The sequence below is a fragment of the Brenneria alni genome, from assembly GCF_003666245.1.
In the GTDB taxonomy this organism is placed as follows: Bacteria; Pseudomonadota; Gammaproteobacteria; order Enterobacterales; family Enterobacteriaceae; genus Brenneria; species Brenneria alni.
Genome location: NZ_MJLZ01000036.1, coordinates 1 through 18,882 on the forward strand (window position 1 = coordinate 1; position 18,882 = coordinate 18,882).

Sequence of the window (18,882 nt, forward strand, 5' to 3'; positions counted from 1 at the left end):
TGAGCGATTTAATAAAACACTACGAACAGAAATACTTGACATGTATCTGTTCAGAACACTGTCAGAAGTCCGTGTGCTAACAGAAGACTGGCGCGCAGAATACAACGAAGAACGTCCGCATAGCTCACTGGGTGATATGCCACCCGTTATCTATGCGCGGCAAAAACTGGCCGGAGATCCTCATTGGCGGTGGTACTAAAAACCGGAGGGACTACATTTTACCTCATAAGGAATCATGATGAAGAAATTACTGACTACAACGGCACTGGCCGTCAGTCTCTGCGCTGGTGCTGCTTTTCCGGCGTCTGCCGAAACTGTCGTGGGTACCGTCAAATTCTGGCAGTACATGCAGGCGGATGGCTGGAGATCAGCCGATGGCATGGACAATGACACGCTGAACAATACGCTCTACCAGGCCAGTGTCATTGGCAATTACCCCTGGACTAAACAATTTCTGCTGCGTCAGCGGGGAGGTGGAGCTTATTTTCTCGCCGATAAAAAAACGCATACCGTGCGCAAGCTGAATCTGAAACCTGCCAGCGGTTATTACTCCGACCTGACATCGGTCTATCAGGGCGAAGACCAGGGGAAAGGGTGTTACTTCACTATCATCGACACCCAGTATCAGTTGGAGCTGGCTGACGAACCTCACAGCAACCAGGTACTTGCTGCATTCCCGGAAAACTGTGTCAACAAACAGCAGCAGGCTGCCCTGGCGGCGAAGCGTTCTGCCTCAGAGCATAAACTGCAGCAGTGGGTAGCCCAACAGAGTCTGGCAGAGCTGTGCCGACGCACCGGCAACTGCTGAAAGGAATCTGCACCATGAAGAAATTGTATCCACCTCTGCTTGCCGTTCTGACAGTTATCGGTGCCATGGGAGTCTCTGGCTGCGACAGTAAGGAAGATGCGGGTGTGAAAACGATAGCCAGGTTTAAGGACCTGACTCCGCCACCGTTCAGCAAGGTTGTGTCGCATAAATCCGATATTGCCCTGGAATGGGTAAAGAAGGATGCCTTCGGTACACCGCAATACATAGTGATGAAAACCCGCCAGTCGCCGGAAGGCTGTGAGTCAGGCAATTATTACTACATTGCTGACATGCAGCAGAAAACGGTGCAGCCACTGATGGCAGCGCTGTGCCTTGCGGACAATATCACCCTGAGCTTCAGGATTGAAACCGACAGCTACACGGGTGAGAAATCGGTGGTGTATTCACACGATGGTAAGGAAATGGGGAAACTCTATCTGCCGGTGAATCAGGAGAAAAATCCATGATGAAGCTGAAAGGCGTTATCTCAGCTTTCGCTCTGAGCCTCTGTCTATTGTCACCGGCTCAGGCCGAAGAACAGCGTTACATTAGTATCCGCAACACAGACATGGTCTGGGTGCCAGGTAATGTCTGCGTCTGGCAGTTTCGCCTGGACAACGGTGGAAGTGGCGAAGGGTTCGGGCCTCTGACACTCTCCCTGCGTCTGAAAGATAAAGGGGGGAACACGCTGGCGATGGGGAATATGACGGTGGCTGCATTTGGCGACAGCGATGCCACCCGCTCTCAGGAAGCCTCGCTGGAGAACGAATGCGTGGAAAACGTCAGCTCCGTCGAAATCATGAAGGCAACAGAAGAGCGTAATGGTTACCAGATTGACCTCCCACTGTCCGTTTTCGACCCGCAGTACTACCGACCGTTACAAGTCATGGTTGTCGGTGGTAAGGCATCTTAGCCGATTCGTTATCCGTTTGATTCAGCCCCTGTCGCTTATGACACAGGGGCTTTTTGTTTTAAGGAGACTATATGACTGAACTCACTGAATTGCCTGATGGACCGTTTACGCGCCAGCAAGCAGAGGCGGTTGCGTCTCAATATTCCAACGTTGCTATAGAGGATGACCAGGGGACACATTTCCATCTGGTTATCTGTCATGAGTGTTGCATGGTATGGCGAGCCTAGAGCTTTGAGCAGGATGCCGGTTACTGGCTGAACAGGTATATCGCTCGTTATGGCATCCGCAAATTCCCTGCATAACCACCGCCAGCGCATCACCGTTATAAACAAAGTCAGGCCACACCTCCCTCGGGAAGTGTGGCCTTTTGTATTTTTACCCACTGCATAAGGAGTTATCCATGCGATTAGCCAGCCGCTTTGGCCGTATAAACCAGATACGCCGTGACCGACCTCTGACCCACGAAGAGCTGATGAGCCATGTCCCCAGCGTGTTCGGGAGCGACAAGCATGAATCTCGTTCAGACCGTTATACCTACATCCCGACCATCACCATCCTTGAGAGCCTGCAGCGTGAAGGCTTTGATCCGTTCTTTGCCTGCCAGACAAAAGTTCGCGACCAGAGCAAGCGGGAGCACACCAAACACATGCTTCGCCTGCGTCGCGCCGGTCAACTGACCGGCCATCAGGTGCCGGAAATCATTCTACTTAACAGCCATGACGGCTCCTCGAGTTACCAGATGTTACCGGGGGTGTTTCGTGGCGTCTGTACCAATGGTCTGGTCTGTGGTCAGTCATTTGGCGAAGTGCGGGTGCCGCATAAGGGTAATGTTGTCGAAAAGGTGATTGAGGGGGCTTACGCAGTACTCGGGGTGTTTGACCGGGTAGAGGAGAGGCGCGATGCAATGCAGTCACTGGCGTTGCCAGCTCCGGCTCGTCACGCGCTTGCGAATGCCGCACTGAAGTATCGCTTTGGTGAGGACCACCAGCCGGTCACGGTATCGCAGTTGCTGACCCCACGTCGCCGGGAGGACTACAGCGATGACCTGTGGACCGTCTACCAGCGCGTGCAGGAGAACCTGATGAAAGGAGGTCTGTCAGGGCGAACTGCTCAGGGGAAAAGCAGCCGCACCCGTGCTGTTACCGGCATCGATGGCGATGTGAAGCTCAATCGCGCCTTGTGGGTTATGGCAGAAAACATGCTCGAGTTTTTCGGGCGCTAAGCAACCGTTCCGGCATAAGGAGATAGTTTAATGAATACACAACACTTTCAGTTCGCTGAGCAGACCGCAATTTCGGCCTCAATGGTCCCTGACGAGTTACGCGTCGGCTTCTGGCCGCAGCACTTTGGCTCCATCCCACAATCGATAATCCTTGAGTCCCAAATCTTTGCCTGGATGGATCGACTGTGTACCGATTACCACGGTGGCATCTGGAACTTTTCGACGCTCAGTAACGGTGGCGCTTTTATGGCTCCTGAGTCAGAGCACGATGAAAAGTGGACATTGTTCAACAGCATGAACGGCAATGGCGCGGAACTTACTTGCGAAGCTGCAGGGATAGTCGCTTGTTTGATGGCATACAGCCACTATGCCTGTCGTACCGAATGTGACGCGATGACTGAGCACTATTATCGCTTACGAGACTTCGCGTTGAACCATCCAGAGTGCAGCGCCATTATGCATCTAATCGACTGAGGAAACCCGAGCATGAGTACCGCATTATCCCCGGTGAGATCGCAGCCTGAACACTTTCCGCTGACGGTTGTGGCCCAGCATGGTTGCATGCTCCCCGCAACATCCGGATTAACCCCCTATGCCCAACGGACCATTCGCCGAGCTATCAACCTGCTGGATAAATATCTGCGCCAGCCCGGCATATCTTTTACCTCAAGTACTGCGGCCCGTGACTGGCTTCGGCTACAGCTGGCCAGACAGGAGCGGGAAGTGTTTATGGTGCTCTATCTCGATAATCAGCATCGTTTACTGGAGAGCGAAACACTGTTTGCCGGTTCGGTTAACCATGTCCAGATCCATCCCCGTGAGGTGGTGAAGTCAGCGCTTCGCTTCAATGCTGCGGCTGTCGTGCTGGCGCATAACCATCCATCAGGTGACCCGGAGCCCAGCCAATGCGATCGCAACATTACCGGTAGGCTTAAAGAAGCCCTGGCACTGGTTGATGTGAACACGCTCGATCATCTGGTTATCGGATCAGATGGCATTGTGTCGTTTGCTGAGCGAGGCTGGATATGAGGGTACTTCAATGAAATCTACTGACTCAGAGAACGATTTATTTCTCAAGTGGGGTCTGAATCGTAATGTGACACCTTGCTTTGGCGCTCGTCTGGTACAGGAGGGAAACCGACTTCACTATCTGGCTGACCGGGCCAGCATTACCGGTGCATTCAGTAACGCAGAATCTTTGAAGTTGGATGAAGTATTCCCACGTTTTATCAGCCAGATAGAATCGATGTTGACCACTGGTGAAATGAATCCTCGCCATGCCCACTGCGTCACCCTATACCACAACGGTTTCACCTGCGAAGCCGATACACTTGGCAGTTGCGGCTACGTATACATCGCCGTTTATCCCACTCAACTTTAACTAACTCCGCAAGAGCAAACATGAAAACTCTACCTGCTACAATTTCGCGGGCGGCGAAGCCCTGTCTGTCGCCCGTTGCAGTCTGGCAAATGTTACTGACACGCCTACTAGAGCAGCACTATGGCCTGACACTGAACGACACGCCGTTCAGTGATGAAACAGTTATTAAGGAACATATTGATGCCGAGATTACCCTGGCGGATGCAGTCAACTTCTTGGTGGATAAGTACGGACTGGTTCGTATCGATCGCAGGGGGTTTAACTGGCAGGAACAATCGCCTTATCTTCGGGCTGTAGATATTCTGCGAGCACGACAAGCAACTGGCTTGCTGCGACGGAGCCGTAATAATGCTGTATCGTGAATATTACGGACGGTATTACTGGCTTTTATCACTATCGGGGAATGCTGGCAGCGAGATGAAGAGGGCAGGGAGGCAATTCCTTACCTGACCCATTACCTGACCCGATTCCAATAAAACGAAAAAGGAGTCAGACGATTTCTCATCTAACTCCTTGTTTTGTTTGGTGGCCCCTACTGGACTTGAACCAGTGACCAATCGATTATGAGTCGACTGCTCTAACCACTGAGCTAAGGGGCCGGACGGGCGACGATTATACGGTAATGTGCAGGGGAAGGTCTATAGTTGTTCAGCCGGGTGGCTGTTTTCTATGCAAGATAGCTTATTGTTATTATTGTTAGATTTTACGATAACAGCGAAAACATGGCGTAAAGGGGAAGTATGATCACGGATATTCTGGCAACAAGCCTCCAGGTTGTTTTCTGTGGAATCAATCCAGGATTATCGACGGCTCATCATGGTTACCATTTTGCGAACCCCAGTAACCGTTTCTGGAAGGTGATTCATCAGGCCGGATTTACCGAGCGGTTACTTACGCCTCAGGAGGAAGAGCACCTGCTGGATACCGGATGCGGGATCACCATGCTGGTAGATCGGCCAACGGTTGAGGCAACCGAACTGGCGCGCAATGAACTCTTGCAGGGGGGAGAAGTCATTATTGAAAAAATGAGGCGTTACCAGCCGCAAGCCCTAGCCGTGCTGGGGAAGCAGGCGTTTAGCCAGGCATTTGGCGTTAATAAGGTGACCTGGGGACATCAGGCGTTGACGATTGGAGGGACTCAGGTCTGGGTACTTCCTAATCCCAGCGGTCTGAACCGCGCAACGCTGGAATCGCTGGTATCGTCTTATCAGGCGCTTTATCAGGCACTACACCAAAGCCGGTAAAAATGCCGCTTGCGATGGTCTTACAGGGATGTGGCAAATGAAAAATAACCCCGGCGAGCCGGGGTTATTTCAAAGTAATCATCACGCAGGATGATTAATCATCCAGGAAGCTGCGCAGTACTTCTGAGCGGCTTGGGTGACGCAGTTTACGCAACGCTTTCGCCTCAATCTGACGAATACGTTCACGGGTAACATCAAACTGCTTACCGACTTCTTCCAACGTATGGTCGGTATTCATGTCGATACCGAAGCGCATACGCAGCACTTTCGCTTCACGCGCCGTCAACCCGGCTAACACATCATGTGTGGCAGAACGCAGGCTTTCCGATGTTGCGGAATCCAGCGGCAGTTCCAAAGTCGTGTCTTCGATAAAGTCACCCAGATGTGAATCTTCATCATCGCCGATCGGGGTTTCCATCGAAATCGGCTCTTTGGCGATCTTCAGCACCTTACGGATTTTGTCTTCCGGCATCAACATGCGTTCAGCCAGTTCTTCCGGCGTTGGCTCACGACCCATTTCCTGTAGCATCTGGCGTGAAATACGGTTGAGTTTGTTGATGGTCTCAATCATATGCACCGGAATACGGATGGTGCGAGCCTGATCGGCTATGGAACGGGTAATGGCCTGACGGATCCACCAGGTTGCATAAGTGGAGAACTTATAGCCGCGGCGATATTCAAATTTATCTACGGCTTTCATCAGACCAATGTTTCCTTCCTGAATCAGGTCAAGGAACTGCAAGCCACGGTTGGTGTATTTCTTGGCGATAGAAATAACCAGACGTAAGTTAGCTTCAACCATCTCTTTTTTGGCGCGGCGGGCTTTCGCTTCGCCAATCGACATACGACGGTTGATATCTTTAACCTGCTCAATGGTTAAACCGGTTTCTTCTTCGATCTGATGCAATTTCTGCAGGCTGCGCTTAACGTCGTCTGCGACGTCGTGCAGTTTTTCAGACCACGGCTTGGCCATTGCAACTGCGGCGTTAAACCAGGAATCATTGGTTTCGTTACTAGAGAACAGTGAGACGAAGTTTTTCTTCGGCATTTTGCACTGTTCAACACACAGCTTCATGATCAGACGTTCCTGAGTACGCACACGATCCATCATTGAACGCATACTGTTGACCAGGAAATCAAACTGTTTAGGCACTAAGCGGAATTGCTTGAAGACGTCAGACAGATTCAGAATTTCTTGTGCTGATTTCGCATGACTACGACCGTGAGTCTTGATGACCTGACGTGTCGTTTCATATTGCTCACGCAATTCAGTAAATTTCTGACGGGCCAGCTCAGGATCGATGCTGTTATCATCATCGCTGTCGTCATCGTCGTCTTCTTCTTCCTCGTCATCATCCATTTCTTCGCTGGAAAGCTCAGAGCCAACGTGAGTTGCCGTTGGCGCAATGTCTTCTTCCGCATTAGGATCGACAAATCCGGTAATCAGATCGGATAAGCGGCTTTCACCCGCTTCAACACGATCGTATTGTTCCAGCAGATAAGTAATCGCTTCTGGATACTCTGCAACAGAACATTGAACTTGATTGATACCGTCTTCAATACGTTTGGCAATATCGATCTCGCCTTCGCGTGTCAGCAATTCAACGGTACCCATTTCACGCATGTACATACGAACCGGATCGGTTGTACGACCAATTTCCGATTCAACGCTGGATAACACTTGAGCAGCAGCCTCTGCCGCGTCTTCATCTGCGTCATTGGTGTTTTCTGCTAGCAACAGATCATCCGCATCTGGTGCTTCTTCCATCACCTGGATGCCCATGTCATTAATCATCTGGATGATGTCTTCGATCTGGTCGGAGTCGATGATATCTTCCGGCAGATGGTCATTGACCTCAGCATAGGTCAGGTAGCCTTGCTCCTTACCACGGGTGACAAGTAGCTTTAGCTGTGACTGCGGGTTTTGCTCCATAAGACGGTATCCACACTTCAGAGTATTTGGGTTGGTGTCGGTCGGCGTAGTTCGCCAACAATAGCATTAGGGTATTTTTCTTATCGCCGCGGCCCCTGTAGCGGCTTTTGCAGGGCTCGACCCTGCTATTTATCGGCAATTAAGCCTCAGTAATCAGTTTTTTTTGCTCAAAGCCAGTTGCAACGACCAAAGTTCTTTTCTTTCTTTGGTGTTAAGCCCATGTGTTCTCTCACGGGCAATCAATGTTTCCTGACGTTGTTTCAGCAGTTGATCATAGAGTTCCGCCAGACTTATTCTGAACTTATCGTCCAGTTCATCCTCTTCGATCATATGGTTCCATGAAGCCATGGTTTCAAGCTGCTTTCGGTATTTGCTGTCTCTATATTTCTCAAGCAGCAGACCCATATTCATTCCGGGACTGGCGTTGCATGTTTTTACCAAGTCCTGAAACAGAGACAGGCCCGCCACTTTGCTCTCTTCTATGTCTTCCAGCGCCAGTTCAGGAACTTCCGCAGCAAGTCTTGGATTCTGAACTATTAGCCCTATAAGTATACGCATAGTTGTGACTTTTAGCTGGGGAGGCTGGTAGGGTAGAGCGTGTTCAGCCACTTTGGGTAACAGCCTGTCTAACTGGCTGTCATCCAGGATCCCAAGTTTGTTGCCCAACTGCTGGCGTAAATATAAGCGTAACGTTTCACCAGGCACTTGACCAATTAAGGGCAGCGCCAGTGTACTGAGCTTCGTTCGCCCATCAGGTGAACTCATGTCTACCTGTTGTTGCAACGTTTCAAACAGAAACTGCGACAGGGGTAAAGCCTGTTCCATTCGCTGTTCAAAAAGGGCTTTGCCTTCTTTGCGAACCAGCGTATCCGGGTCTTCACCATCCGGCAGAAACATAAAGCGTAACTGACGGCCATCGTTCAAATAGGGTAGCGCAGTTTCCAGTGCACGCCATGCCGCTTCCCGTCCGGCGCGGTCGCCGTCATAACAGCAGACGACCAGATCGGTGGCACGAAAGAGTAACTGAATGTGATCGGCCGTGGTGGAGGTTCCCAGCGAAGCAACCGCATAATCAATACCAAACTGTGCCAGGGCAACCACATCCATATACCCTTCAACCACCAGTAAGCGCTTAAGTTCCGGGTGGTTTTGCTGCGCTTCATACAGGCCATAGAGCTGGCGGCCTTTATGGAAAATTTCAGTTTCCGGCGAATTCAGATACTTCGGCACACCATCGCCTAATACTCGTCCCCCGAATGCAATCACCCGGCCCCGTTTATCGCGGATAGGGAACATCACTCGTTCACGAAAACGGTCGTATGTGCGACCCTGATCGTTAGTCACCAACATACCGGCATCGTTCAATGTGCTGCGATCATCATTATTGCGTCCGAAACGCTTTAAGGCGTTATCCCAGCCAGCCGGTGCGAAGCCGATCGCAAAATGACTGATTACTTCAGCGCTCAATCCACGTTGTTGCAAATAAAGCAACGCGGGGGCGCCAACAGCCTGACCAAGCGTTTGTTGATAGAACGAACTCAGTTGTTCCATCAGTTCATATAAACTTTGTCGTTGATGGCGCTCAAGCTGGGTTGGCCCGGTGCCGGTTTCATATGGCACTTCAAGACCATAGATGGTGGCTAATTCCTCAATGCTTTCAACGAATTCCAGACGATCGTAATTCATTAAAAAGTCGATGGCGTTACCATGAGCCCCACAGCCAAAGCAATGGTAGAACTGTTTGTCACCATTTACGGTAAATGAAGGGGTTTTTTCGTGGTGAAACGGACAACACGCATGGTAATTCTTTCCCTGCTTTTTCAGTTTGACGCGCGCGTCAATGAGATCGACGATGTCGGTGCGAGCCAGCAGATCATTAATAAATACGCGTGGAATTCGTCCAGCCATAAGCCCCTATTTCTTAGCTTATAAACGATAGCTTATAAACGACAGCAAGCCGCGCATTCCTTTCGGAAATGCACGGCCTTCATATACAACTACTTAAGTCTGCGGATTAATCACGCGGTGGAGGAAAACCTCCTGAAAATTAATACAGACGAGTGCGGCGTGCGTTTTCTCGAGCCAATTTCTTCGCGTGACGTTTTACTGCAGATGCTTTAGCGCGTTTACGTTCGGTAGTCGGTTTTTCATAAAACTCACGACGACGAACTTCAGCCAGAACACCTGCTTTTTCGCAGGAACGCTTGAAGCGACGCAGAGCTACGTCGAACGGCTCGTTTTCACGTACTTTAATTACCGGCATGTGCCTCTCACCTTAATAAATTCGGTTTGCCGCTGGCCTTGTGCCAGCCTTTTCAAAATGGTGCGGAATTCTACTGCAAACAGAGCATCCTTGTAAAGGGGCAGGGTGATCATAAAACACTCAACGCTCCACCGGCGCAGAAACCGGGGGCTTATGGTAGACTATCTGCCGCATGAAGCAAGCTGCATTCAACAAGAGCTTGCACCGTATAAAAGCAGGAACAGCAATGCGTGTATTGGGTATCGAAACATCCTGTGATGAAACCGGCGTTGCCATCTATGACACTCAGGCCGGTTTACTCGCTAATCAATTGTACAGTCAGGTGAAACTCCATGCTGATTATGGGGGGGTCGTTCCCGAACTGGCTTCCCGTGATCACGTCCGTAAAACGGTGCCGTTGATCCAGGCTGCGCTGCGTGAAGCGGATTTAAAAGCCAGTGACCTTGACGGTGTTGCCTATACTTCCGGTCCCGGACTGGTAGGGGCACTGTTGGTGGGGGCTACCGTAGGTCGTTCGTTGGCGTATGCCTGGAATGTTCCGGCGATTGCGGTGCATCATATGGAAGGACATCTGCTGGCTCCCATGCTGGAAGATAATCCTCCTGAATTTCCTTTTGTGGCATTACTGGTTTCTGGTGGTCATACACAGCTAATCAGTGTGACCGGAATTGGTGAGTATCGGTTGCTTGGTGAGTCAATTGATGATGCGGCGGGTGAAGCGTTTGATAAAACAGCAAAGCTGCTGGGACTGGACTACCCAGGCGGATCGATGCTGTCAAAGATGGCTCAGGCTGGCGACACCGCACGCTTTACTTTCCCGCGTCCAATGACCGATCGCCCAGGGCTGGATTTCAGTTTCTCAGGTTTGAAAACCTTCGCGGCTAACACGATCCGCAATAACGGTGCTGATGAACAAACCCGGGCGGATATTGCTCATGCTTTCGAAGATGCTGTTGTGGATACGCTGGCGATTAAATGTCGCCGTGCGCTGGATGAAACCGGCTTCAAAAGGCTGGTTATAGCGGGCGGAGTGAGTGCCAACCGTACATTGCGTCAACGTCTGGGCGAAATGATGGCGAAACGGGGTGGTGCGGTATTTTATGCCCGCCCGGAGTTTTGCACGGACAATGGCGCCATGATCGCTTATGCGGGGGCGGTTCGCTTGCAACAGGGAGAAAGCCGGGAACTCGGCATTACGGTGCGTCCGCGATGGCCGCTGGCCGAATTGCCAGCCGTTTAAACCGTTAATCACCAATATTTGCGCACTGGTGATTAACGGCTTTTATTAACGCCAGGAAGGATCGTGGCTATTTGGCTATTTGGCTATTTGGCTATTGCTATTAAGCTAGAGTTCCTGCTCGAACAACACCAAAATAGCCTCATAGAGCTGTTTAACGCTGAATCCTCTGGCTGGGGTCGTGAAGATGGTATCATCGCCAGCGATGGTGCCCAGAATCCCTTCTGATTTACCCAATGAGTCGAGCAAACGGGCTATCAGCTGTGCTGCGCCTGGGCTGGTGTGGATAACCACAACGGCATCATTAAAATCGACGTCCAACACCAGGTTCTTGAGGGGACTGGTGGTGGTGGGCACGCCGAGTTCGGCGGGCAGACAGTAAACCATTTCCATTTTGGCATTGCGTGTACGTACGGCCCCAAACTTGGTTAACATACGTGAGACTTTGGACTGGTTGATGTTTTCAAATCCATCGTCTTGCAAAGCCTGAACAATCTCACTTTGAGAACTGAATTTTTCTTCCTTCAGCAGCGCTTTGAACGCTTTAACCAAGTCTTCCTGTTTTGTCGAGTTACGCATTCTGCACCGGATTTATGTGGTTAATTGTGTCGTTATTATGCAGATTAGTGAATTTTTATGCAACTATTATGCGTATAATATCGTCTACCGTCCCTTATGTATGGTTGTTTAAAAAACAATTAAAAAAATCATAAGGCCAGCGAGTCTGAAAAATGAGCTATACGTCACATAAAAGTGAATCGAATGTTATCAAAATGATGTTGTTTGCATGTAGACGATCAGTGTAATGTAGCTTTCCGGTTGACTGGTTATAAATGTGTGTCGCGTGATTAGCCTAAAAGCCCATTAACTTTACTTACCTTTCAAATTAATAGCGATTTTTGATTTATTATTATAGACATAGCGTATTCTTCCATCTTTAAGCATTCTCCGCTGATAGTTAAGCAAATGCGTTTTATTTTTTCTTCTTGTGCCAATTTTATAACTAGATGAATTCACGGCTTTTTTGTACTTTACGATAATAAGGAGTTTAGGATGAAAGTTGCAGTTCTTGGTGCAGCAGGCGGTATTGGTCAGGCCCTTGCGCTCCTCCTCAAAACCCAGCTTCCTTCAGGTTCAGAGTTATCTCTTTATGACATTGCCCCGGTAACGCCGGGCGTTGCGGTTGACCTGAGCCATATTCCTACCGCAGTAAAAATCAAGGGCTATAGTGGTGAAGACGCGACACCCGCTCTGGTCGGCGCGGATATCGTGCTGATATCTGCCGGCGTAGCCCGTAAGCCGGGCATGGACCGTTCAGACTTATTTAATGTCAATGCGGGTATCGTCCGTAATCTGGTTGAACAAATCGTTCGTACCTGCCCAAAAGCCTGTATCGGTATTATTACCAATCCCGTCAATACTACTGTTGCAATCGCAGCTGAAGTGCTTAAGAAAGCCGGTGTTTACGACAAAAACAAACTGTTTGGTGTAACCACGCTGGATATTATCCGTTCTAATACTTTTGTTGCTGAACTGAAAGGCAAGCAACCAGAAGATATCAATGTGCCCGTCATCGGTGGGCACTCTGGTGTGACTATTCTTCCGCTGTTGTCACAAATTCCGGATGTGAGCTTTAGCGAGCAAGAAGTGACGGATCTGACAAAACGCATCCAAAATGCGGGCACCGAAGTTGTGGAAGCGAAAGCCGGTGGTGGATCTGCAACCTTGTCGATGGGGCTGGCTGCAGCCCGATTCGGTCTGTCCCTGGTTCGTGCTTTGCAGGGAGAAAATGATGTAGTTGAATGCGCCTATGTAGAAAGCGACGGCAAGTATGCCCGTTTCTTTGCTCAACCAGTGCTGTTGGGTAAAAATGGTATTGTTGAACGTAAAGACATTGGCACGCTGAGTGCGTTTGAGCAAGAGTCGCTCAAAAATATGCTGGATACGCTCAATCAGGATATCGAATTAGGCGAGTCTTTCATCAAGGGTTAACAAACGTTTCAATTTCACAATGGTGAATAGAGCCGGAGGTTTTATCTCCGGCTTTTGTCTTTATTGGGGACGGATTAGTTTTTTTCTGTCAATCAGCTCGTTGGTTTCCGGATCATAATATCGGCTTGGCCAGATCTCTGATGGGTGGATCTCCAGTACATCAGCTATCAACCACTCCCCTTTAGGCCACGGTCGTGACAACGCATTGGCCAGTGTTGATGAACTTAATCCGGCAGCGCGTGATACCGCAGCCAGCGTCGTGCCTTTTTTGCGCAAAGCGGCAATGATATCAGCGGGATGCCAGTCATGTTTCCTTGAAGTCATAATCCTTCCTTATATTGCTGTAAGACGACTGCGTATTAGTGGTATAAATAACGGATATTAGTTATACGCCAGGTTAACGTGACACTCTTATTTGGAAATAATATAACATTAATTTTCTATAAGGTTCCCAATTAATTTCCAAATAAGCGCGTTTTTGTTAGGAATGGCACTATCAGGATGAAAGGCTATGAAAAAAGAGTGGTTTGCGACCAGTGAACTGGTTGGTGTTGGTGGTCTTCCAAAATCAAGACAAGGATTGAATAAGCGTGCTCGTGAAGACGGATGGGAAAAGCGTCGGCGTAAAGGGGTTCAGGGAAGAGGGGTAGAATATTCAATTCATAGCCTTCCTGAGCCGGTGAAACAATCTTTACTACTGGAGAGTGAATCTCCGGTCTATGCGCCCCAGCAACCTGCCAGTCGCGCTGTCTGGATGCAGATCTATCATCAACTCTCTGATAGAGAAAGAGATGACCTGATTACTTACGTTCTTCGTGTCGGCGTATCAACCATGTTAAGCCAGCTTGGGCTGACGGCGACAGAAAATGAGCCTGTTTCACCGACTGACGCCGAATAAGCTGTTTCTTTCCCCGTCCTACCTGACTTCGTGTTATCGATAGCTTTTTTACTGTGCTTTCATCATCTGATCTCTCCCTTTTTTGTTGTGTTGCTCTCATACACAGCAATATTTAATGGACTCCGCTTTTCATTAAGTGTACCAATAACGTGATAAAGTTAGATGTTTAGGTAATTGTAGTTTATTATTTGGAAACTTTTGGCGTGGGCAGTGGGGTTGTCCAGGATATAAATAAGGGAGCGACAAGTATGTATAAAGAATGGTTTGCAACTAATGAATTGATTGGCATCGGCGGGTTGCCTAAATCTCCGCAAGGATTGAACAAACGCGCCCGCGATGATGGTTGGGAAAAACGAAGACGCAGAGGAGTTCAAGGACGTGGCGTCGAGTATTCCATTCACAGTTTACCTGATGAAGTGAAAAACTCGCTCTTGATGGAAGAAAATTCGCCACCAGAGTATCAGGTGAAAAAAGGGCCAGAATTGCTGATGTCGTGGATACACATCTTCCATCAGCTTTCAGAGAGCGAGCAATCCCGGCTGATAAATTTCATTTTACGTGAAGGCACGTTGGCTATGTTGTCTCGTCTGGATAAAGTCGCAGACGACCAGACAGCATAATGATAATCGCTATAATTTCTGCGTGGCAACGCCGTCAGAAATCACGTTGTACTGCTAAATGAGCGAGACCTTCAAGCGCTGTGCGGAAAGGGGTTTCCGGTAGATGCCGCAGCGCATCAATCGCCTTATCAGCCTCTTCCTCCGCACGTTGACGGGTATAGTCGAGCGAACCACATTGCTGCATGGCTGCAAGAACGGGTTCAAGCAGGTGGCGTCCGTTGCCGTCTTCTATTGCCTGGCGAATCATGGCTCGTTGTTCTGTATTGCCATTATGCATCGCATGTAGCAAAGGCAACGTCGGTTTACCTTCATTAAGGTCATCACCGGTATTTTTACCTAGCGTTTTGCCGTCAGCGTTGTAATCCAGTAAATCATCAATAAGCTGGAAAGCCGTTCCCAGATAGCGGCCATAATCCTGCAATGCTCTTTCTTGCTCAGACGTTGCACCCGCAAGGATCGCTGATGATTGGGCTGCTGCTTCAAACAATCGTGCGGTTTTGCTGTAAATTACCCGCATGTAGTTTTCTTCGGTGATGTTTGGGTCGTTACAGTTCATCAACTGTAATACTTCCCCTTCGGCAATCACGTTGACGGCTTCGGACATTAACGCCAGAACGCGCAGAGACTCCAGGCTGGTCATCATCTGAAAAGCGCGGGTATAGATAAAATCGCCGACCAGTACGCTGGCGGCATTGCCAAAGGCCGCATTGGCGGTCGCTTTGCCGCGGCGCATATCGGACTCATCTACAACATCGTCGTGCAGCAAAGTGGCGGTATGAATGAATTCGATCAATGCAGCCACGGTAATATGCTTGTGATCTTCATAGGAGAGTGCTCTGGCGGCAAGTACAGCAATCATCGGCCTGATACGTTTACCACCACCGCTGATGATATAATGACCGAGTTGGTTAATGAGAACGACATCCGAGTCCAGTTGTTCGAGAATGACTTCATTAACGGCCATCATGTCCTGAGCGGTTAACGCTGTAATTTGTTCTAGATTCATTGTTTGTGCCAGCTAATTTCTGCAACATCGCCGTAAGATTGCTGTTTCATATCGGCATATGATGGGACTTGTTGAGTTGATTGTACTGGAAAAATGCGAGAGATAAACGACAGTTAATACGTTGTATTCTTTTTCTTCATATCGTTTGATTCTGCACTTGTCATCCTCAGGATTTTTGCGTAGAATTCGCGCCCTATTGTGAATATTTATAGTGCGCTCTGGATAATATACGTTGAGTGCGCGGAAAGCGGAGTTTTTTATGTACGCAGTTTTCCAAAGTGGTGGTAAACAACACCGAGTAAGCGAAGGGCAAACCGTTCGCTTGGAAAAGCTGGACATCGCAACTGGTGAAGCTATTGAGTTTGATCAGGTTCTGATGGTTGCCAATGGTGAAGAAATCAAAATCGGCGTTCCTTTCGTCGATGGCGGTAAGATCAAAGCTGAAGTTGTTGCTCACGGTCGTGGCGAAAAAATTAAGATCGTTAAGTTTCGTCGTCGTAAACATTACCGTAAGCAAGCGGGCCATCGTCAGTGGTTCACTGACGTGAAAATCACCGGCATCAGCGCTTAAGATTTAGGAGAGCGGATTAATGGCACACAAGAAAGCTGGCGGTTCAACTCGTAACGGCCGTGATTCAGAAAGCAAACGCCTGGGCGTAAAACGTTTCGGCGGTGAAGCTGTATTGGCAGGTAGCATCATCGTTCGTCAGCGCGGAACTAAATTCCACGCTGGTAGCAACGTAGGCTGCGGGAAGGATCATACTCTGTTCGCTTTGGCTAACGGTAAAGTTCAGTTCGAAGTGAAAGGCCCTAAAAACCGTAAATATATCAGTATCGTTGCTGAATAATTTTTCGCGTTAGGTCTTACAGATTTAAGCCCTGCAATTCTTTGCGGGGCTTTTTATATTCTGGCTCTTGACCATCACCTGAGACGAGCATGAATACTAAACAACAGACAGGCATTGGGCTCTGTCTGGCGCTTATTGCGGCGATCTGCTGGGGCGCGTTGCCGATCGCCATGAAGCAGGTACTGGTTGTCATGGAGCCGTACACCATTGTTTGGTATCGATTCCTCATCGCGTCGATCGGCCTGGGTATCGTGCTGTCTTCACGAAAACAATTGCCACCGCTGCGGATTTTCCGGCGGCGTCGATGGTGGGCTTTGTTATTGATAGCGACCTATGGATTACTGGGGAATTTCGTCTTTTTCAGTTCATCATTGCAATATCTAAGTCCGACTGCGTCTCAGGTTATCGGTCAGCTTTCGCCTGTTGGTATGATGTTTGCCAGTGTACTCATCTTAAAAGAAAAGATGCGTATTACGCAGGTTATTGGCGCCGTGATGCTGGTGTGTGGTTTAGTGCTGTTTTTTAACGCCAGCCTGATTGAAATCTTCACCCGTCTTACTGATTACACGCTGGGTGTGTTGCTGGGTGTTTGCGCCGCGGCGGTATGGGTGACATATGGCGTGGCGCAGAAGGTGCTGCTGCGCCGTCTGACATCACAACAGGTTTTGTTGCTGCTTTATGCGCTTTGTGTCCTGTCTATTACACCATTCGCTCGCCCAGAAGTGATCCTGCAACTCAATGGCTGGCAGCTTATTTGTCTGTTGTTTTGCGGCGCAAATACACTGATAGGTTATGGTGCGTTGGCAGAGGCTATGGCGCGTTGGCAGGCTGCTCAGGTAAGCGCGGTTATTACGCTCACGCCTCTATTTACTCTGCTCTTTTCCGACTTGCTGGCATTGGTTTGGCCCACGTTTTTTGTGGCTCCGGTGCTTAATTTGATAGGGTATATCGGTGCTTTAGTGGTTGTGGCTGGGGCAATGTTTTCTGCTATTGGGCACCATTTTTTCGCTGGAAAAAAAGAACTGGTTTCCGCGATTGTGCCAAAATAAGTCAATAGCCTTTATAAAATATAAAATACCAAGCGACACTCATCCGTAAAAGTAATCATGGTGATGACGTTTTGACATCTCATCTGTACTGTTTATTTTTAATACAGATGAAAATATTGAGGTAAGCGGGTACAATCCGCTCCTTTGCCGGAATAGGTTCTGGTGCGTCAGTTTTTAATGGTGAATGGCGAAAAATACCATATACCTTAAAATCAAAAAGTTACACCAAAAAGAACCAATAAATAGCCTAAAACAAGTAGATGTTCTCTATTGGTTTTTTGCGGAGAGAATCAATGAAGTTTGTAGATGAAGCCACAATTCTGGTTGTGGCAGGAGATGGCGGTAATGGTTGTGTCAGTTTCCGCCGTGAAAAGTATATTCCAAATGGCGGCCCTGACGGCGGCGATGGCGGCGATGGCGGTGATGTCTATCTGCTGGCAGATGAAAACCTGAATACGTTGATAGACTACCGCTTTGAAAAATCATTCCGGGCTGAACGCGGACAAAACGGTCAAAGTCGTGACTGTACCGGTAAACGTGGTAAAGACATCACAATTAAAGTGCCAGTCGGTACCCGGGTGCTGGATCAGGGTACGGGTGAAGTGCTGGGTGATATGACACGTCATCAGCAGAGTCTTATGGTTGCCAAAGGTGGCTGGCATGGATTGGGTAACTCCCGGTTTAAGTCTTCTGTCAATCGTGCGCCTCGCCAGAAAACGAACGGTACGCCGGGTGAAGAGCGTGAATTGATGCTGGAGTTACTGCTGCTGGCAGATGTAGGTATGTTGGGACTGCCTAATGCGGGTAAGTCTACGTTCATCCGTGCCGTTTCAGCGGCAAAGCCTAAAGTGGCTGACTATCCTTTTACTACTTTGGTTCCAAGTCTCGGTGTTGTCCGTATGGACAGTGAGCAAAGTTTTGTTGTTGCCGATATCCCTGGGCTGATTGAAGGGGCTTCTGACGGTGCTGGTTTAGGCATTCGTTTCCTAAAGCATCTGGAGCGTTGCCGGGTTCTGTTGCATCTTGTTGATCTGGCGCCGGTTGATGAGTCAGATCCGGTAGAAAATGCCAAAATAATCGTGAATGAATTACAGCAATATAGTGCGGGTCTGTCTGAAAAACCTCGTTGGCTGGTATTCAATAAAATCGATTTGATTGATAAAGCCGAAGCCGAAAGACGAGCCAAAGAAATCGCTGCGGCATTGGGCTGGGAAGAGAAGTATTACCTGATTTCTGCGGCTAATCGCGAAGGCGTGAGCGCATTGTGCTGGGATGTGATGAATTTCCTCAAAATTCAGCCGAAAGCAATGGCTATTGAGGAAAGCGCACCGGAGAAAGTCGAATTCATGTGGGACGATTATCACCGTGAGCAACTGGCAACGGCAGAAAGCGAAGCCGAAGAAGACTGGGATGATGATTGGGACGACGAAGATGAAGAAGGCGTCGAAACAATTTATCAACGCTGATT

Annotated in this window: 24 protein-coding genes, 1 tRNA gene and 1 pseudogene; 19 read left to right on the forward strand and 7 right to left on the reverse strand. The window is 49.1% G+C overall.

Annotation, left to right across the window (positions count from 1 at the left end; genetic code table 11):
- From BIY29_RS14755 to BIY29_RS14800, 10 genes and pseudogenes are all read left to right on the forward strand, one after another.
- Positions 1-199: integrase core domain-containing protein (locus BIY29_RS14755; protein ID WP_147437162.1), on the forward strand; the 199-nt coding region annotated here is incomplete at its 5' end.
- Positions 200-238: 39 nt separating this feature from the next.
- The gene (locus BIY29_RS14760; protein WP_121575857.1) at positions 239-808 is read left to right on the forward strand and encodes a hypothetical protein; all 570 of its coding nucleotides are present in this window, start codon (positions 239-241) and stop codon (positions 806-808) included.
- 14 nt (positions 809-822) lie between these two features.
- On the forward strand, positions 823-1,275 hold the full coding sequence (locus BIY29_RS14765) for a YfjS/YafY family lipoprotein (RefSeq protein WP_121575858.1): 453 nt from the start codon (positions 823-825) through the stop codon (positions 1,273-1,275).
- Entirely contained in the window at positions 1,272-1,721 is a 450-nt protein-coding gene (locus BIY29_RS14770) for an IrmA family protein (RefSeq protein WP_121575859.1), read from the forward strand. The genes BIY29_RS14765 and BIY29_RS14770 overlap by 4 nt, the downstream gene beginning before the upstream one ends.
- Before the next feature lie 71 nt (positions 1,722-1,792).
- Positions 1,793-2,023: pseudogene (locus BIY29_RS14775) on the forward strand (DUF905 domain-containing protein).
- Between the two features lie 98 nt (positions 2,024-2,121).
- Positions 2,122-2,943: a DUF932 domain-containing protein gene (locus BIY29_RS14780; RefSeq protein ID WP_121575860.1), complete on the forward strand. Its 822-nt coding sequence runs from the start codon at positions 2,122-2,124 to the stop codon at positions 2,941-2,943.
- 30 nt (positions 2,944-2,973) lie between these two features.
- A complete protein-coding gene (locus tag BIY29_RS14785) occupies positions 2,974-3,417 on the forward strand; it encodes an antirestriction protein (protein ID WP_121575861.1) in 444 nt (147 codons plus the stop codon).
- A 12-nt stretch (positions 3,418-3,429) separates the two neighbouring features.
- Complete coding sequence (radC, locus tag BIY29_RS14790) at positions 3,430-3,972, forward strand: RadC family protein (protein ID WP_121575862.1); 543 nt, start codon at positions 3,430-3,432, stop codon at positions 3,970-3,972.
- 10 nt (positions 3,973-3,982) lie between these two features.
- The gene (locus tag BIY29_RS14795) at positions 3,983-4,324 is read left to right on the forward strand and encodes a type IV toxin-antitoxin system YeeU family antitoxin (protein WP_121575863.1); all 342 of its coding nucleotides are present in this window, start codon (positions 3,983-3,985) and stop codon (positions 4,322-4,324) included.
- 20 nt (positions 4,325-4,344) lie between these two features.
- Positions 4,345-4,686 (forward strand): TA system toxin CbtA family protein, encoded by a 342-nt coding sequence (locus BIY29_RS14800; RefSeq protein ID WP_121575864.1) that lies wholly within the window; start codon positions 4,345-4,347, stop codon positions 4,684-4,686.
- 161 nt (positions 4,687-4,847) lie between these two features.
- Here BIY29_RS14800 and BIY29_RS14805 read toward each other — a convergent pair.
- Positions 4,848-4,923: transfer RNA gene (locus BIY29_RS14805), tRNA-Ile, on the reverse strand.
- Between the two features lie 141 nt (positions 4,924-5,064).
- On the opposite strand from BIY29_RS14805, the gene mug reads away from it, so the two are divergent.
- Positions 5,065-5,568, forward strand: a complete 504-nt coding sequence (gene mug, locus BIY29_RS14810) for a G/U mismatch-specific DNA glycosylase (RefSeq protein ID WP_121575865.1) — start codon at positions 5,065-5,067, stop codon at positions 5,566-5,568.
- Positions 5,569-5,662: 94 nt separating this feature from the next.
- On the opposite strand, the gene rpoD is transcribed toward mug, so the two are convergent.
- From rpoD to rpsU, 3 genes are all read right to left on the reverse strand, one after another.
- The gene (rpoD, locus tag BIY29_RS14815) at positions 5,663-7,501 is read right to left on the reverse strand and encodes an RNA polymerase sigma factor RpoD (protein WP_121575866.1); all 1,839 of its coding nucleotides are present in this window, start codon (positions 7,499-7,501) and stop codon (positions 5,663-5,665) included.
- A gap of 153 nt (positions 7,502-7,654) precedes the next feature.
- A complete protein-coding gene (dnaG, locus tag BIY29_RS14820; protein ID WP_121575867.1) occupies positions 7,655-9,409 on the reverse strand; it encodes a DNA primase in 1,755 nt (584 codons plus the stop codon).
- Positions 9,410-9,548: 139 nt separating this feature from the next.
- Positions 9,549-9,764, reverse strand: coding sequence for a 30S ribosomal protein S21 (gene rpsU / locus BIY29_RS14825; RefSeq protein ID WP_001144069.1), 216 nt, complete (start codon positions 9,762-9,764; stop codon positions 9,549-9,551).
- A gap of 226 nt (positions 9,765-9,990) precedes the next feature.
- Here rpsU and tsaD point away from each other — a divergent pair, with 226 nt between their 5' ends.
- Entirely contained in the window at positions 9,991-11,004 is a 1,014-nt protein-coding gene (tsaD, locus tag BIY29_RS14830; protein ID WP_121575868.1) for a tRNA (adenosine(37)-N6)-threonylcarbamoyltransferase complex transferase subunit TsaD, read from the forward strand.
- Between the two features lie 105 nt (positions 11,005-11,109).
- Here tsaD and argR read toward each other — a convergent pair whose 3' ends face one another.
- Entirely contained in the window at positions 11,110-11,580 is a 471-nt protein-coding gene (gene argR / locus BIY29_RS14835; protein ID WP_121575869.1) for a transcriptional regulator ArgR, read from the reverse strand.
- Between the two features lie 474 nt (positions 11,581-12,054).
- Here argR and mdh point away from each other — a divergent pair, with 474 nt between their 5' ends.
- Positions 12,055-12,993, forward strand: coding sequence for a malate dehydrogenase (gene mdh / locus BIY29_RS14840; protein WP_121575870.1), 939 nt, complete (start codon positions 12,055-12,057; stop codon positions 12,991-12,993).
- A 60-nt stretch (positions 12,994-13,053) separates the two neighbouring features.
- Here the strand turns inward: mdh and BIY29_RS14845 are convergent, their stop codons facing one another.
- Entirely contained in the window at positions 13,054-13,317 is a 264-nt protein-coding gene (locus BIY29_RS14845) for a helix-turn-helix domain-containing protein (protein ID WP_121575871.1), read from the reverse strand.
- Positions 13,318-13,504: 187 nt separating this feature from the next.
- On the opposite strand from BIY29_RS14845, the gene BIY29_RS14850 reads away from it, so the two are divergent.
- Together BIY29_RS14850 and BIY29_RS14855 are read left to right on the forward strand one after the other, a co-directional pair.
- Positions 13,505-13,891, forward strand: coding sequence for a DNA-binding protein (locus tag BIY29_RS14850; RefSeq protein WP_121575872.1), 387 nt, complete (start codon positions 13,505-13,507; stop codon positions 13,889-13,891).
- Positions 13,892-14,139: 248 nt separating this feature from the next.
- Complete coding sequence (locus tag BIY29_RS14855) at positions 14,140-14,511, forward strand: DNA-binding protein (protein ID WP_121575873.1); 372 nt, start codon at positions 14,140-14,142, stop codon at positions 14,509-14,511.
- 34 nt (positions 14,512-14,545) lie between these two features.
- On the opposite strand, the gene ispB is transcribed toward BIY29_RS14855, so the two are convergent.
- Positions 14,546-15,517: an octaprenyl diphosphate synthase gene (gene ispB / locus BIY29_RS14860; protein ID WP_121575874.1), complete on the reverse strand. Its 972-nt coding sequence runs from the start codon at positions 15,515-15,517 to the stop codon at positions 14,546-14,548.
- 259 nt (positions 15,518-15,776) lie between these two features.
- On the opposite strand from ispB, the gene rplU reads away from it, so the two are divergent.
- The 4 genes from rplU (at position 15,777) to cgtA (ending at position 18,880) form a co-directional block, all read left to right on the forward strand.
- Positions 15,777-16,088 (forward strand): 50S ribosomal protein L21, encoded by a 312-nt coding sequence (rplU, locus tag BIY29_RS14865; RefSeq protein WP_113868393.1) that lies wholly within the window; start codon positions 15,777-15,779, stop codon positions 16,086-16,088.
- Between the two features lie 19 nt (positions 16,089-16,107).
- Positions 16,108-16,365, forward strand: coding sequence for a 50S ribosomal protein L27 (rpmA, locus tag BIY29_RS14870; RefSeq protein WP_121575875.1), 258 nt, complete (start codon positions 16,108-16,110; stop codon positions 16,363-16,365).
- Between the two features lie 89 nt (positions 16,366-16,454).
- Positions 16,455-17,414: a DMT family transporter gene (locus BIY29_RS14875; protein ID WP_121575876.1), complete on the forward strand. Its 960-nt coding sequence runs from the start codon at positions 16,455-16,457 to the stop codon at positions 17,412-17,414.
- 293 nt (positions 17,415-17,707) lie between these two features.
- On the forward strand, positions 17,708-18,880 hold the full coding sequence (gene cgtA / locus BIY29_RS14880; RefSeq protein WP_121575877.1) for an Obg family GTPase CgtA: 1,173 nt from the start codon (positions 17,708-17,710) through the stop codon (positions 18,878-18,880).
- The last annotated feature ends 2 nt before the right edge of the window (positions 18,881-18,882 follow it).